The organism is Pseudomonas sp. GOM7 (assembly GCF_026723825.1).
In the GTDB taxonomy this organism is placed as follows: Bacteria; Pseudomonadota; Gammaproteobacteria; order Pseudomonadales; family Pseudomonadaceae; genus Aquipseudomonas.
The window spans coordinates 3190657-3206190 of record NZ_CP113519.1; the positions used below are offsets into that span (position 1 = coordinate 3190657).

Consider the following 15534-nt stretch of genomic DNA (forward strand, 5'->3'; position numbering starts at 1 on the left):
ATTGCTTGATTCAGTTGTTAAAGAACAGTTGGTTAAGCCTCTCGCCTCAACCAGGCCGCGCATTCTACAGCAGCCTTTCTTTCTGTCAAGTCGTTTTCAAAAGAATTTTTTCTTTCTACTCAACCACTTGCGCCTTCGATCAGAACTTCTTCTCTCCAGCGGGAGGCGCATTCTACAGCGTTCAAAACCGCTGTCAACCACCTCTTTCAAACCGCTTTCGATCCATTCGATCGAACCACCAACAAGACTCAAACACCGCCCTGTCGACCGGCGCGCATTCTACACGCCAGATCCAGCTTTGCAAGCCCTTCATTTAACTTAACTTATTGATTAACAAGCAGTTTTTGAAGCGCTTCATCGCTGAAGTGGCGCGCATTCTACCGCCAGCAGAATGCGCGTCAAGCTTATTTTGCAGTTTTGTTACCTGGGTGACTCGAGCGCCTCGCGCAGACCGCTACGGCGCTCGACGCGACGCTGCAGCGCCTGCTCGAAGATGCCGGCACGGCTTTCGATCAGGCTGAACCAGTTTCTGGCGCGAGTGATACCGGTATAAAGCAGTTCCTTGGTCAACACAGGGTTGAGCGTGTCGGGCACCAGCAGTGCGCAATGCTCGAACTCCGAGCCCTGGGACTTGTGCACGGTCATGGCGAATACGGTTTCCACCGCGCTCAACCGGCTGGGCAGGATATGCCGCAGCTCGCCACTGCCATCGTTGCGCGGAAAGACCACACGCAGCACCAGGCGCCTTTGGCCGCCCTCCTCGTCCGGCAGCTTCAGCGCGATGCCGATATCCCCGTTCATCAGACCTAAGCTGTAGTCGTTGCGCGTCACCAGAACGGGGCGGCCTTCGTACCAACCCTGATCGGCGTCCAGCAAACCGGCAACGTGCAGCGCCTGGGCGATGCGCTGGTTCATCGCCTCGACGCCCCAGCGCCCCTTACGCACGGCGCAGAGCAACTGAAAGCGGTCGAAGGCCGCCAGCACCGCTGCCGCCCAGGTATCCCATTGCAGATTCGCTGCCTCGAGTGCCGGCCGCCGCGCATGCAGTACCTGCAGATAGTGTCGATAGCCCTGCGCCTGCTGGCCGATGCCGTCGAGCAGCAGAGACTCAAGCGCTCCATCCTGCTCGCCAGTCAGAAGCAGCCGGTGCAGATCGCCATAGTCCCCCGTCAGCACCGCTTTGCTCTGATCAGCCTCACCGGCATTGACTGCCAAGGCCAACTGGCCGATGCCCGAGCGACTGTCGAAGCGCCGGGAGTGGCGCAGCATGACGATATGCTGCGCCAATGGCTGCTCGCCTTGCCTCAGACTGCCTTCAGGCAAGGGCTCCTGCGTGCGCGACTCGAGCCAGGCCAACGTCTGCGCACTGTAGCCACCCTGCTCGGCATCCCGGCAGAGATCACCCAGCACAGCGCCGGCTTCCACCGAGGCGAGCTGATCCTTGTCCCCCAGCAGAATCAGGCGCGCATGCACCGGCAGTGCGTCGAGCAGATTGGCCATCATCTCCAGATCGATCATCGAGGCTTCGTCCACCACCAGCACGTCCAACGGCAGCGGGTTGCTGGCATCGTGACGGAAGTGGCGGCTGTCCGGCAGGCTGCCGAGCAGGCGGTGCAAGGTGGTCACTGCGGTGGGAATCTGCAGCTTGATCGCCTCGTCCAACGGCAAGGACGCCACCTGAGCGCCAATCGATTCGGTCAGGCGCGCCGCTGCCTTGCCGGTGGGCGCGGCCAGGCTCAGGCGCAGCGCAGCCCCCTCGGCCATGGCCGCTTCCTGTAACAGCGCCAGCAAGCGCACCACAGTGGTGGTCTTGCCGGTGCCCGGCCCGCCGGTTATCAGGGTGAAACACCCGCGTGCCGCCAGGGCGCAGGCCAGTTTCTGCCAGTCGGTCAGGCGCTCGCCCGCCACCATCAGGGGCTCGGGGAACAGCCGGGCCAGGCGCGCGGCCAGTTGCGCCGGCTCCTGCGCTGGCCTTTGCAGGCGCTCGCGAATCTGCCCGGCGACGCGCTGCTCATAATCCCAGTAACGCCGCAGGTACAGGCAACTGCCACGCAATACCAGCGGCGCCGCCGGTGCCAGCAGGGTGCTGGAGCGGCAGGCTTCGAGCCAGTGCTCTAGCGTCAGCCCCTGCAGCACCTGCGAGGGCAACAGCAACTGCTCGGCCTCTTCGCCCTCCGGTGGCAGCGAGAGCGCGAAGTCCGGGTCGTTCAAGGTGGCCGCCAGGTCCAGGCAGACGTGACCCTGCCCCAACTGATGACTGGCCAGAGCCGCAGCCAGCAGCAACAGCGGAGATGCGGACTCATCCAGTTCGGCCAGGAAGTGCGCCAGCGAGCGATCCAGCTCGCGCAGCCAGCCGCGTTCGCTCCAGCTCGCCAGCAAGGTGAAGAGCGCTTCGCGCGAATCCAGCGCCTTGTTCATCCGCGCACCTCCTCGGCAGCCCCGAGAAACAGCGCATCGAGTTGCTCGATCAACTCGCGTGCCGGGCGGGCCAGGTACTGCCCGCTGGCAGGAGCACGCAGAAACAGATAAAGCGCCCCCCCCAGATGCAGGTCATAGTCGTAATCCGGCAGGCGCAGGCGCAACTGCCGGTGCAGGGCCAGCACGTAGAGGACGTATTGCAGGTCGTAGCGATGCTCAAGCACGGAGCCGGTCATGGCCGCCTGGGTATAGGCCTGCTCGTCACCGCCCAGCCAGTTGGATTTGTAATCGAGCACGTAATAGCGCCCCCCGTACTCGAAAGCCAGATCGATGAAGCCCTTGAACATGCCATTGAGGCGATCTGCACGTAGTGGCTGCCGAGCCAGCCCTGGTAGCTCGAAGTGCTGCACCAGGGCATCCAGGCGCTGCACGTCGACCTGACGCGCCTCGAACCAGAATTCCAGCTCAGCCTGGTAGTCGTCCAGCCGTGCCAGGCTGGCCGCATCACCGCCGGCCAGCTTCAACGGCTGTTGCAGCAGGGTCAGCAGCCAGTCCTGCAGCGGTTCGATCCAGGCCTCGAGACCACGACGCTGGCAGCGCCGGGCCAGCAGGTCACGCAGCACCTCGGGCTTGCCGAGCAGATGCGCGAAGCCCTCGCTGGCCGCCAGTTCCAGCAAGCCGTGCAGGAAGGTTCCGGGATTCGGCCCACGCGGGAAACGATGCAGCCCATGCGCCGCCAGCGGCAGGGGCAGCGCTACCGGAGTGGCCGGTTCGTCATCGCTGGCATTCTGCATGGCGGCGCTATCAGGTGCGGCATCTTCATGCCGTTGCACGCCCGACGACTCCCCCTCCTCCAGGCGCAGCGCACTGTAGGAGGCGATCCACCAATGCTCGGCAGCGCGCCGCGATGGCGTGCGCCAGTGGGCCTGGAACGCCGATGCCGCCAGCGGCCGATAACGCTCGTCGCTCGCTTCGGGCAACGGTAGCAGCGCGCAGCCAGGAGCCTGCTCGAAGCGCTCCAGCCAGCGCCCGAGATCGGCGCTCTGCGCCAACGCCTCGCCGCCGCCTAGCAGATAACCGAGCGCGGATTGATGCAGCCGCGACTTCCTGGCGTTGCCGATTTTCAGATCCGCCACGCCGAGCCAGCAGGCATGTCGCGCACGGGTCAGCGCCACGTAGAGCAGGCGCAGATCCTCGCCGAGGCGCTCACGCTCGGCACGTTCGAGCGCCACTTCGTCGGCCTTGAGCAGCAGGCGTCGGCGCTCGCCGTCCTGCACCAGCAGGGGTTTCTTCTCATCCAGCGGGCGGAAGCCACAGATAAAGGGCAGGAATACCAGCGGGTACTCCAGGCCCTTGGACTTGTGGATGGTCACCACCCGCACCAGAGACTCGTCGCTTTCCAGGCGCAGCACCTGCTCATCGGCGCCCTGCCCTTCGCCTGCCAGCAGCTCGCCGAGATGGCGGATCAGCGCCTGTTCGCCATCCAGCTCGCTGGCGGCCTGTTGCAGCAGCTCGGCCAGGTGCAGCAGGTTGGTCAACACCCGCTCGCCATCGTCACGCCCCATCAGCCGTTGCGGCAGCTCGAAGTCCTGCAGCAACTGGCGCAGCATCGGCAGCACACCCTGGCGCTGCCAGCACTGGCGATAGGCGCGAAACTGCATGACACGCCGTTCCCAGGTGCGCTCGTCGAGGTTGAGCCCTTCCAGCTCCTGTAACTGCAGACCCAGGGTGGCGCTGGCAAGGGCGGCGCGCAGCGGACGATCCTGGTCCGGCTCGGCGCAGGCACGCAGCCACAGCAGCAGGTCACGTGCCTCCTGGGCGGCGAATACCGAGTCCTTGTCCGACAGATAGACGCTGCGCACACCGCGCGCCGCCAGCTCGCCACGGATCGCCAGGGCCTCACTGAAGTCGCGTACCAGCACGGCGATATCGCTGGGTTGCAGGGCTTTCAACTCAGCGCCGCGGAGGAAACCGGCCTGGTCACGTTGCCCCTGATTGAGCAACGCAGTGATTTCGCTGGCTGCGGAGGCCGCCATGGCCTCCACGTAGGCCTTCTTCGACAGCGGCTCGTCGCTGTGCAGGTGCCAGACCGTCAGTGCCGGTTGGCACTGGCCCTGCACCGTCCAGCTCTCCGGGCGGCCTTGCGCACCTACCTCGATAAATGGCAGATCGTCACGCAGCAGGAAGGCCCCCGCGCCACTCTCACGCCGCTCGGCCGCCAGGAACAGAGCATTGACCGCCTCCACCATGGCCTGGCTGGAGCGGAAGTTGGTTTCCAGGTTGTAGTGGCGCCCCTGGGTGGCGCGGCGCGCACGCAGATAGGTGTGGATGTCGGCGCCACGGAAGGCATAGATGGCCTGCTTGGGGTCGCCGATCATGAACAGGCCACAGTCGGCGCGGTTGGCTTCGACCTGATAGAGGGTATCGAAGATGCGGTACTGCAGCGGGTCGGTGTCCTGGAATTCGTCGATCATCGCCACTGGGAACTGGCGGCGGATCACCTCGGCCAGGCGCGGGCCGTTCTCCCCTTGCAGCGCGGCATCGAGACGGATGAGCATGTCGTCGAAGCCCATCTCGGCGCGCTGGCGTTTTTCCCAGTCGAAACGCGCCCGCACCCAGGCGGCCGCGTGTCGCAGCGCCGGTTCGGCAGGGTCACTGAGCGCCGCCAGGCGTGCTTCCAGCTCAGCCATCGCGGCCAGGGCCGGATGCTGTGGCGCCTCGCCCTTCCAGGCTTCGGCCAGACCATCTGGGGTCAGGCGCTTGAAGCCGCTGCCCAGATCGAGCGCAGCCTCGTCGCTGCCCGCCCATTCGCGCAGCTTGTGCAGCCAGGGGTTGTAGTAGCGCGCCTGGATCTTGCGCGCGTCCACCTGTTTGTCGGCAACGGCCTTGTCCAGCAGCAGTTGCAGTTCATCGGCCCACTTCGTCCAGGGCGCCTTGAGCGCAGCCAGTTCGGTTTCGCGCTCGGCAAGTGCCTGTTCGAGCAACTCACCCAGCGCTTGCCCCTGAGCCTGATCCGCCTCGCCCAGCAGCGGCCGTAGCCGCTCACCGAGCGCATCCGGCGTGCCCCACTGCTGCGCCACCCAGCTCAACGCGGCGCCCTGCAAGGGATAGCAATGCTGCCGCCAGTAATCGCGCACCACCTCGGCGAGCAGCTCGCTGTGGTCGGTTTCCAGGGTCTGGCTGAACAGGCTGCCGCTGTCGAAGGCATGTTCGCGCAGCATGCGCTGGCACCAGCCGTGGATGGTAGACACTGCCGCCTCGTCCATCCATTGCGCGGCCAGCTCGAGGCGCCGCGCGCAATCGGGCCACTGCGCCTCGGGGAAGTCATCGCGCAGCGTCGCCAGCAAGGCATCACCTTCGCGATCGCAGCGAAACACCGCTGCCGCCTCCACCAGACGGGCACGGATGCGATCACGCAGCTCGCGGGTGGCGGCATCGGTGAAGGTCACCACCAGTATCTGCGGCGGCAGCAGCGGCTCGGCGAAGGCCGCCTCGCCACCGTGGCGCAGGATCAGACGCAGATACAGCGCGGAAATGGTGTAGGTCTTGCCCGTGCCGGCGCTGGCCTCGATCAGGCGGCTGCCATGCAGGGGAAAACGCAGGGCCAGAGGGCGTTGCGCGGCACTCATGGCGTCACCTCCCCGAGCGAGCGCGGCACGCTGTCGAGCAAGGGTCTATACAGGCGCTCGCTCCATTCAGCAAAGCCGCCGTCAGCGGTCAAGGCGGCATAATCCGGGAACTGGCGGGCCAGGCAGGCATTGGCCTGAACCTCTCCAGTCTGTTTGAAGGCGCCCTCGTAGGCGCTGCGCGCCTTGTCCTCGTTGCCGTCGAGCAACCAGACCAGAGAAGTTTTCAGGGCCACCGGCAGCGGCGCGCACATGCCCTCGACCCAACCCTGCAGCCAGGTGCCGAGCACCTCACGGGCACGTTCGAGCGGCACCGGGTCGAAGGCCAGCGCCTGATCCTCGCCCACCAGCAGGGTGGTCAGCGGATGTTCGCAGGCCGAGGCGATCAGGTGCAGCACATAGGGTCGCAGCAGGCGGTGCCACTTCCAGGCGCCGTCCTTGGCCAGCGCCCCAGGCAGCATCTGCAAGCTGGCCAGCGTGCCATCGCGGCCTCGGCGCAGGCCACTGAGCCAGCCCTCGAGCAGCACTTCGCCCTGCACGTAATGCAACGCCAAGGGTGAGTCAATCACCTCTGGCCAAGCGTTACGCAGCATCCGGTAACGCTGAACCTGTGCTGGCAAGGGGGCCAGCAAGGCCTGGCGGTACTGTTCACCGAAGCCGGCCAGGGGCAGCACGCCGCTACGCCGCAGACGTTCGGCGGCACTGGTCAGTACCTGCTCGGGCGCTTCGTCATCCGCCAACAAGGCCGCCTTGAGCAGACGCTCTTGCAACTGGTAACGCGCCAGGCCGTCCAGGGCGAAGGGTTCGCTATCCAAGCGAAGCTGCGCCTGTTCATCCAGGTACACCTTGAGGCGGCGACTGAACAGGCAGCGGACGGGATCGCGCAGAAAGCTCTGCAGCAGCTCCGGGGTCAGGGTGCGCCCCTCCTCCCACACCGGTAACGCACTCTCGAGCAGTGCCGGCGATGCCTGGCCATGCAGGGCAGCCCACTCATGGGCATAGCTGAAGAGCTGCGGATCGGCGCCGAAGTAGCGCCGACTGAACGGCTGCAAGGGATGCTCGCAGGTCAACGCGTGCAGCAGGTCACCACCACCGACCAGGCGCCAGGCATTGGCCAGGTGATCGCGTAGTTGGCCGATCAGTACCGAGGGCGGCCGCTCGCTGTTGTCGCGCACACTGCGCCCGACCCAGCTTATGTAGAGATGATCGCGGGCGGCGAGCAGCGCCTCCAGTAGCAGGTAACGGTCGTCCTCACGCCGCGAGCGATCGCCTGGGCGGTAATCGCCGGCCATCAGGTCGAAGTCCAGCGGCGCCTGGCTGCGCGGGTAATCACCGTCGTTCATGCCCAGCAAGCAGACCTGGCGGAAGGGGATCGCGCGCATGGGCATCAGGGTGCAGAAGTTCACCGCACCAGCGAGAAAACGCTGGCTGAGGCGGCCCTGATCGAGACCGCCGAGCCAGGCTTCGCGCACCACCGCCAGCGGCAGAGCCTCCTCCAGCCCAGCGCCGTCGCAGAGTTCCAGCCAGGTATCGAGGGCTTCCAACAACTGGTTGCGCAGCACCTCGTCGCGCTCGTCCTGCGCGAGGAAGAAATCATCCAGCAAATCACGCAGACGCTGCCCCCAGAGCATCGGGGCAGCCGGTTCATGCAAGGCTTGCAGCAGACGCTCGAGGGCGTCGAGCAAGCGGTCGAGCGGGCCGATCAAGGCGGCATCGAGCCCGCCGATCTCGTCGAAGGGCTCGATATCCGCATAGGCTTCGCCGCGCCCCACCGCATAGCCCAGCAACATGCGGCGCAGACCGAAACGCCAAGTGTTCTGTTCCAGCCCCTGGCCGACACCAAGTGCCTCGCGCTGGTGGGCATCGAGCCCCCAGCGGATGCCGGCGCCCTCCAGCCAGCGGCGCAGGGTCGGCAGTTGTTCCTCGCTGATGGCGAAACAGGCGCGCAGCGCGGCGACATCCAGCAGGTCGAGAATCTCGCTGACGCTGAAACGGCTCTCCGGCAGGCGCAGCAGGTGCTCCAGGGCAATCACCAGCGGCTCCTTGCCGCGCAACCCCTGGTCGGCCAGGGTGAAGGGAATGAAGCGCGGATCATCGCTGGCGAACTGGCCGAACACCGCCTGGATGTGCGGCGCGTAGGCATTGACGTCCGGCACCATGACGATCACGTCACGCGGGCGCAGGCTCGAATCGGCACTGAAACGGGCCAGTAGCTGATCGTGCAGCACTTCCACCTCGCGTTGCGCGCTGTGCGCCACATGAAAACGCAGCGACTGATCCTGCTCTGGCTGTACCGGCGGCCAGGTGCTGCGGCTTTCCGCCAGCGTGCGCAGATCGAGGATGTCGTGCTGCAACTGGCCCAGCAGGCAGTCGTCCGCAGGCGGGCTGAACAGGTCGATGCGCTCGAACTGCTCACGGTAACGCTGCGGCTCGTCGTACTGATCCAGCAGATTGATGTAGTCGCGCCCCTGCTTGCCCCAGGCGGCCAGCAACGGCTGGGCATGCTGGTGCATTTCCACTTCGTCGAACAGGCCTATCTGCCCGCCAGGGTCGCCCTTGCGCCGCTGGCGGCGGTACTGGTGGCGCAGCAGATCCTTGTCTTCGACGATATCGCCCCAGTGGTGCTGACAGGGGTTGTGCACGAAGAGCATCACCTGGCTGAAGCGCGCCATGGCTGCCAGCGCCTCGAGCATCTGCGCTGGCAGCGAGGAAATACCGAACACCGTGATCCGCCGGGGCAGGCCGGCGGGCCGGCTATCCAGCGTGTCAAGGTGGGCGACGAAGCGCGGATGCACGCCGGCGCGGCTCTCAGCCAGGTGCTGCGGCCCGACATCGGCCAGCAGCGCCCGCCACAAGGCAGGCTGCCAGAGCGAGGCCTGATCCAGTGGGCGCTCACCGCCGCGCGAGGTGCGCAGGCGATCCTGCCCGTTGGCCCAATCCTCCAGCCAATCGGCGCGGTAGACCTGATACTGGTCGAACAGATCGGCCAGGCGCTCGGCCAACTGATAGCGCTTGCGCAAGTCCTGATCGTCGGCCAGGAAGCGACGCAACGGCGCGAAGGCCTCCTCGGCCAGCAGCCCCGGCAGCAGGCGCATCAGGCGCCAGGTCAGCGGTGCCTTGTCCAGCGGCGACTGCGCAGGAATCGCCTCCTTGCCCAGTACGCTGCGATAGGCCTGCCAGAGAAAACGCGCCGGCAGCTCCACCTGCTGTGCAGCGGCGATGCCACAGCCGTCGTTCTCGGCCAGGGCCAGCTTGAGCCACTGCGCGATGCCGTTGCTCTGCACCAGCAGCACCTCGTTCTCCAGCGGCCGCAAGGGATAGCGGCGCATCCAGGCCACCGAGAGCGCACGCAGCTCCTCCAGATGGTTGCCGTGGATGACGATGAGGCCGGGGGACAATTCCGGGCTGGCAGGCATCGACTGTCTGACTCCTGAGAAAACGAACCGCAAGTTTGCCAGCATTGCCCGCGTGATGCGCCATCGCGCGCAAAGGAACGCAGGGCGGCAGAAATGAAAAAGGGCGACCCGAGGGTCGCCCTTTTCTGCGATGAATCAGCCGAACTTAGTTCTGGCTTTCCATCTGAGCACGGATCAGATCACCAATGGTGGTCGGGCCGGTGCTTTCAACGTCCTGCTTGTTACGCAGTTCCTTCATCGCGTCCTTCTCGTCCTCGACGTCTTTCGACTTGATGGATAGGCTGATGACACGGGACTTGCGGTCGACGCTGATGATCTTGGCTTCTACTTCGTCGCCTTCTTTCAGCACGTTACGCGCGTCTTCGACGCGGTCACGGCTGATTTCGGAGGCTTTCAGAGTGGCTTCGATCTCGTTGCCCAGGTCGATGATGGCGCCCTTGGCGTCGACTTCCTTGACGGTGCCGCGCACGATGCTGCCTTTATCGTTCAGAGAAACGTAGTTACTGAACGGATCGTCTTCCAGTTGCTTGATACCCAGGGAGATACGCTCACGCTCCGGGTCAACCGACAGGATGACGGTTTCCAGCTCGTCGCCCTTCTTGAAACGACGCACGGCTTCTTCGCCAGGCTCGTTCCAGGAGATGTCGGACAGGTGAACCAGACCGTCGATGCCACCGTCCAGGCCGATGAAGATACCGAAATCGGTGATCGACTTGATGGTGCCGGAGATCTTGTCACCCTTGTTGAACTGACCGGAGAAGTCTTCCCACGGGTTGGTCTTGCACTGCTTGATACCCAGGGAGATACGACGACGCTCTTCGTCGATGTCCAGAACCATGACTTCCACTTCGTCGCCGACGTTGACGACTTTCGACGGGTGGATGTTCTTGTTGGTCCAGTCCATTTCGGACACGTGCACCAGACCTTCAACGCCTTCTTCCAGCTCAGCGAAGCAGCCGTAGTCGGTGAGGTTGGTGACGCGCGCCATGACGCGGGTGTTTTCCGGATAACGAGCCTTGATGGCAACCCACGGATCTTCGCCCAGTTGCTTCAGACCCAGGGAAACGCGGTTACGCTCGCGATCGTACTTCAGAACCTTGACGTCGATCTCGTCGCCAACGTTGACGATCTCGGACGGGTGCTTGATGCGCTTCCAAGCCATGTCGGTGATGTGCAGCAGGCCGTCTACGCCGCCCAGGTCAACGAACGCACCGTAGTCGGTGAGGTTCTTGACGATACCTTTGACCTGCTGGCCTTCCTGCAGGGATTCCAGCAGAGCTTCGCGCTCGGCGCTGTTCTCGGCTTCCAGGACGCTACGACGGGAAACGACAACGTTGTTGCGCTTCTGGTCCAGCTTGATGACCTTGAATTCCAGCTCTTTGCCTTCCAGGTGAGTGGTATCACGCACCGGACGGACATCGACCAGGGAACCCGGCAGGAACGCGCGGATGCCGTTGACGTCAACGGTGAAGCCGCCTTTGACCTTACCGTTGATGACACCCTTGACCACTTCTTCAGCGTTGAACGCAGCTTCCAGAACCAGCCAGGATTCAGCGCGCTTGGCTTTCTCGCGGGACAGCTTGGTTTCACCGAAGCCATCTTCAACCGCGTCCAGCGCGACGTGGACTTCGTCACCGACCTTGATGGTCAGCTCGCCTTGTTCGTTGAAGAACTGGTCGAGCGGGATGACGCCCTCGGACTTCAGGCCGGCGTGTACGGTAACCCAGTCACCGTCGATGTCGACCACGATGCCGGTGATGATGGCGCCCGGCTGCATGTCGAGGGATTTCAGGCTTTCTTCAAAAAGTTCTGCAAAGCTTTCGCTCATGTTGATTCCTGTTGATCAAGGGCGGGGATTCGCCCAAACCACACTCCAGACAATGTGGGTTCGTTCATGTAAAAAGAGGCCTGCGGGACTAGGACTGGTCTCCCGCATGCCTCCTTGCGAACCTGTCGGTTTAAGGCAACCGTGGCTCTGGTGAACCCCAGAGGGTTCTTTTACCCGGCGAGGTCGCGCGCGGCGACCTCGCTCAGAATTCGTTCCAGCACCTGCTCGATGGAAAGTTCGGTGGAATCCAGCACCAGCGCATCGGTTGCCGGCTTGAGCGGTGCCACCGCGCGCTGGGTATCACGCTCGTCGCGCGCCCGTATCTCATCAAGAAGACTCGCGAGATTAACATCATCGCCCTTACCCTTCAACTGCAGGTAGCGGCGACGGGCACGCTCCTCGGCGCTGGCGGTGAGGAAAACCTTGAGTGGCGCGTCGCTGAACACCACGGTACCCATATCCCGCCCATCGGCCACCAGACCCGGCATTTCCCGGAAAGCGCGCTGACGTTGCAGCAGCGCTTCGCGCACGGCCGGCAGGGAAGCGACCATGGAAGCCCCCGCCCCCACCTGCTCGTTGCGGATGGCGTCGGTCACCTCTTCGCCTTCGAGGACGATGCGCTTGTCGGTGAACTGCACGTCCAGGTGCGCCGCCAGTTGCTTGAGCGCCTCTTCGTTGGTCAGGTCGATGCCGTGGTTGCCGGCGGCGAAGGCCAGCAGGCGATAGAGCGCGCCGGAGTCCAGCAGATTCCAGCCCAGTTGCTTGGCCAGCAGGGCGCAGACCGTGCCCTTGCCAGATCCGCTCGGCCCGTCGACGGTGATTACCGGAGCGTTCATGACTTGCCCTCTACTGCCACATTGATGCCGACCTCGGCCGCCAGGGCGAGGAAGTTGGGGAAGGACGTGGCGACGTTGGCGCAATCGTGAATGCGGATCGGCGCACTGGCGCGCAGCGAGGCAACGCTGAAGGACATGGCGATACGGTGGTCGCCATGGGCCCAGACTTCGCCACCGCCAATGGCGCCGCCTTCGATGACGATGCCGTCCGGGGTTGGCTCGGCCTTGACGCCCAGGGCGACCAGGCCGTCGGCCATCACCTGGATGCGATCGGACTCCTTGACCCGCAGCTCTTCGGCGCCGCGCAGCACGGTACGGCCTTCGGCACAGGCGGCGGCAACGAACAGCACCGGGAACTCATCGATGGCCAGCGGCACCAAGTCCTCGGGAATGTCGATGCCCTTGAGCTTGGCGGCGCGCACACGGATGTCGGCCACCGGCTCACCGCCCACTTCGCGCTGATTTTCCAGGCTGATATCGCCACCCATCAGCTTGAGAATGTCGATCACACCGGTACGGGTCGGGTTGATGCCAACGTGCTCCAGCACCAGTTCGGAGCCTTCGGCAATACTGGCGGCAACCATAAAGAAGGCGGCGGAGGAGATATCGGCCGGCACTTCGATGCGCGTGGCGGTCAGCTTGTGGCCGGACTCGACGCTGGCCGTGCTGCCCTCGACGCTGACCGGGTAGCCGAAGCCACGCAGCATGCGCTCGGTGTGGTCACGGGTCGGCGCCGGCTCGGTCACCGAGGTGCGGCCAGCGGCATACAGCCCCGCCAGCAGCAGGCAGGATTTGACCTGAGCGCTGGCCATGGGCATTTCATAGGCCATGCCGGTCAGGCGCTGACCACCCTTGATGTTCAGCGGCGGGCGGCCTTCGGCGCCGGTCTCGATCACCGCGCCCATTTCCCGCAGCGGCTTGGCCACGCGGTTCATCGGGCGCTTGGACAGCGAGGCGTCGCCGGTCAGGGTGGTGTCGAACGGTTGCGCGGCCAGCAGGCCGGAGAGCAGACGCATGGACGTGCCGGAGTTGCCCATGTACAGCGGGCCGGCCGGGGCTTTCAGACCATGCAGACCGACGCCATGGATGGTCACACGGCCATGATGCGGGCCTTCGATGACCACGCCCATGTCACGAAACGCCTGCAGGGTAGCCAGGGCATCTTCGCCCTCGAGGAAGCCTTCGACCTCGGTGGTGCCCTCTGCCAGCGAACCCAGCATGATCGAGCGGTGCGAGATGGATTTGTCACCCGGTACGCGGATACGTCCAGCCAGCGAGCTACCAGGTTTTGCCAGGAAAATCAGATCGGTCGAATGCATAGCGTCCACATAGGCCCTGCGGGCCAGAATTTTGCTGAAATGTTCGCGGGCCACGCGAGCGCGGGTGAACACGCCCAGGAGTTGATGCCCGTCCCCGGCGTCGACCGCGTCGCGCAGGGCGTCGAGGTCGTCGCGAAAAGTGTCCAGGGTGCGCAGCACGGCCTCGCGGTTGGCGAGGAAGATATCGTGCCACATCACCGGGTCACTGCCGGCGATCCGCGTGAAGTCGCGAAAGCCGCCAGCGGCATAACGGAAGATTTCCAGATTCTCGCTGCGCTTGGCCAGCGAGTCGACCAGGGTGAAGGCCAGCAGGTGCGGCAGATGGCTGGTAGCCGCGAGTACCTGGTCGTGATGCTCCACGTCCATCTGCTCGACATCCGCGCCCAGCGCTTGCCACAGGCTCTGTACCAGCTCCAGCGCCGCATCGTCGCTGTGCTCGCTGGGGGTGAGGATGACCTTGTGCCGGCGGAACAGCTCGCCGTTGGAGGCCTCCACCCCGCTCTGTTCGGAGCCCGCAATGGGGTGCCCCGGCACGAAGCGCACCGCCCGCCCGAAGAAGGCCGTGCGCGCGGCGCGCACCACGTTGCCCTTGGCGCTACCGACATCGGTGAGAATCGCCTGGCCCAGCTCCAACTTGGCCAATTCGGCCAGCACCTTCTCCATGGCCAGGATCGGCACCGCAAGCTGGATCACCTCGGCGCCCTGACAGGCCTGAGCCAAATCGCTCTCGCAGCGATCGACCACACCCAACTCGACGGCCAGATGACGCGACTGCGGATCCAGATCGACACCCACCACCTCCCGACACAACCCGCGCTCACGTAGCCCCTTGGCGAACGAACCGCCGATCAGACCCAGACCGATCACCACCAGGCGGCCGATCTTAGGGGGGCTCGGTTGCACTGCCGTTACAGTCTCGGTCACGCCGACAGCACCTTGCCCAGGGCATCGAGGAAGCGCGCATTCTCCCGTGGCAAGCCAATCGACACGCGCAAGAAGCTCGGCATGCGATAACCCGCCATTGGTCGCACGATCACCCCTTCGCGCAGCAGCGCGAGATTGATCGAGGCGGCATCGCGGCCGAAGTCGACGGCGATGAAATTGCCCTTCGAGGGAATCCAGCCAAGGCCCAACGCGCGCAGGCCCTCTTCCAGTTGCCGCATGCCGGCATCGTTGAGACGACGACTCTCGGCCAGATAGTCGCTATCGGCCAGCGCGGCGCAGGCGGCCGCCAGGGCCAGGCTGTTGACGTTGAACGGCTGACGTACGCGGTTGAGCACGTCGGCGATGGCCGGTGAGCTGATGGCGTAACCGACGCGCAGCGCCGCCAGGCCATAGGCTTTGGAGAAGGTGCGCGAAACCAGCAGGTTGGGATAGCGCGCCAGGTAATCCAGGCCATCGGGCAGTTCATCGCCTTCGGCGTACTCGATATAGGCCTCGTCCAGCACCACCAGCACTGTCTCCGGCACCTTGGCCAGGAAGGCCTCCAAGGCCTGCGGACCGAACCAGGTACCGGTCGGGTTGTTGGGGTTGGCGATGAACACCACGCGAGTCTTGTCGTCGATGGCAGCCAGCATGGCGCCCAGATCGTGGCCGTAGTCCCTGGCCGGCACGATCTTGCCCTGGGCACCAACGGCCTGGGTGGCGATGGGATACACCGCGAAGGCGTAGTCGCTGAACACGGCATTGAGGCCAGGCGCCAGATAGGCCCGGGCAACCAGTTCGAGGATATCGTTGGAGCCATTGCCCAGCGTCACCTGCGCGGCATCGACGCCATAGCGGGTCGCCAGCGCGGTTTTCAGATTGAAACCGTTGCCGTCCGGATAACGGGTCAGCTCGTCCAGCTCGGCACGGATCGCCGCCAGCACCTTGTCACTGGGGCCGAGCGGGTTCTCGTTGCTGGCCAGTTTGACGATACCGGCCGGATCGAGATCCAGCTCGCGCGCCAACTCATCGACCGGCTTGCCGGGCACGTAAGGGGACAGTTTTTGCACGCCCGGCTGAGCCAAGGCAAGGAAATCACAGGGCATAGCTACAAGCCTCAAGCTACAAGCTTCAAGAAAAAGCGACTCACGGCAGCACCTCCGGCAT

7 protein-coding genes are annotated in these 15534 nt (G+C 64.6%); all 7 read right to left on the reverse strand.

Features of this window, described 5'->3' with window-relative positions:
* Positions 1 to 420: 420 nt before the first annotated feature.
* Positions 421 to 2418 carry an exodeoxyribonuclease V subunit alpha gene (gene recD / locus OU800_RS14000; protein WP_268177897.1) on the reverse strand — a complete coding sequence of 666 codons (1998 nt, stop codon included), beginning with the start codon at positions 2416 to 2418 and terminating at the stop codon, positions 421 to 423.
* Complete coding sequence (gene recB / locus OU800_RS14005) at positions 2415 to 6047, reverse strand: exodeoxyribonuclease V subunit beta (protein ID WP_268177898.1); 3633 nt, start codon at positions 6045 to 6047, stop codon at positions 2415 to 2417. The genes recD and recB overlap by 4 nt, the downstream gene beginning before the upstream one ends.
* Positions 6044 to 9460, reverse strand: coding sequence for an exodeoxyribonuclease V subunit gamma (gene recC / locus OU800_RS14010; RefSeq protein ID WP_268177899.1), 3417 nt, complete (start codon positions 9458 to 9460; stop codon positions 6044 to 6046). The genes recB and recC overlap by 4 nt, the downstream gene beginning before the upstream one ends.
* Positions 9461 to 9605: 145 nt before the next feature.
* The gene (gene rpsA, locus OU800_RS14015) at positions 9606 to 11288 is read right to left on the reverse strand and encodes a 30S ribosomal protein S1 (RefSeq protein WP_268177900.1); all 1683 of its coding nucleotides are present in this window, start codon (positions 11286 to 11288) and stop codon (positions 9606 to 9608) included.
* 170 nt (positions 11289 to 11458) lie between these two features.
* Positions 11459 to 12124, reverse strand: a complete 666-nt coding sequence (gene cmk, locus OU800_RS14020) for a (d)CMP kinase (RefSeq protein WP_268177902.1) — start codon at positions 12122 to 12124, stop codon at positions 11459 to 11461.
* Complete coding sequence (locus OU800_RS14025; protein WP_268177903.1) at positions 12121 to 14367, reverse strand: bifunctional prephenate dehydrogenase/3-phosphoshikimate 1-carboxyvinyltransferase; 2247 nt, start codon at positions 14365 to 14367, stop codon at positions 12121 to 12123. Before OU800_RS14025 ends, cmk begins: the two co-directional genes overlap by 4 nt.
* Positions 14364 to 15473: a histidinol-phosphate transaminase gene (hisC, locus tag OU800_RS14030; RefSeq protein WP_268177904.1), complete on the reverse strand. Its 1110-nt coding sequence runs from the start codon at positions 15471 to 15473 to the stop codon at positions 14364 to 14366. Before hisC ends, OU800_RS14025 begins: the two co-directional genes overlap by 4 nt.
* Positions 15474 to 15534 lie beyond the last annotated feature (61 nt).

What these genes read in the sequence shown, in the direction of transcription:
- recB (WP_268177898.1), bottom strand. Translation starts at nt 6,047, where the DNA reads ATGAGTGCCGCGCAACGCCCTCTGGCCCTGCGTTTTCCCCTGCATGGC.
- recD (WP_268177897.1), bottom strand. Translation starts at nt 2,418, where the DNA reads ATGAACAAGGCGCTGGATTCGCGCGAAGCGCTCTTCACCTTGCTGGCG.
- rpsA (WP_268177900.1), bottom strand. Translation starts at nt 11,288, where the DNA reads ATGAGCGAAAGCTTTGCAGAACTTTTTGAAGAAAGCCTGAAATCCCTC.
- hisC (WP_268177904.1), bottom strand. Translation starts at nt 15,473, where the DNA reads ATGCCCTGTGATTTCCTTGCCTTGGCTCAGCCGGGCGTGCAAAAACTG.
- recC (WP_268177899.1), bottom strand. Translation starts at nt 9,460, where the DNA reads ATGCCTGCCAGCCCGGAATTGTCCCCCGGCCTCATCGTCATCCACGGC.
- cmk (WP_268177902.1), bottom strand. Translation starts at nt 12,124, where the DNA reads ATGAACGCTCCGGTAATCACCGTCGACGGGCCGAGCGGATCTGGCAAG.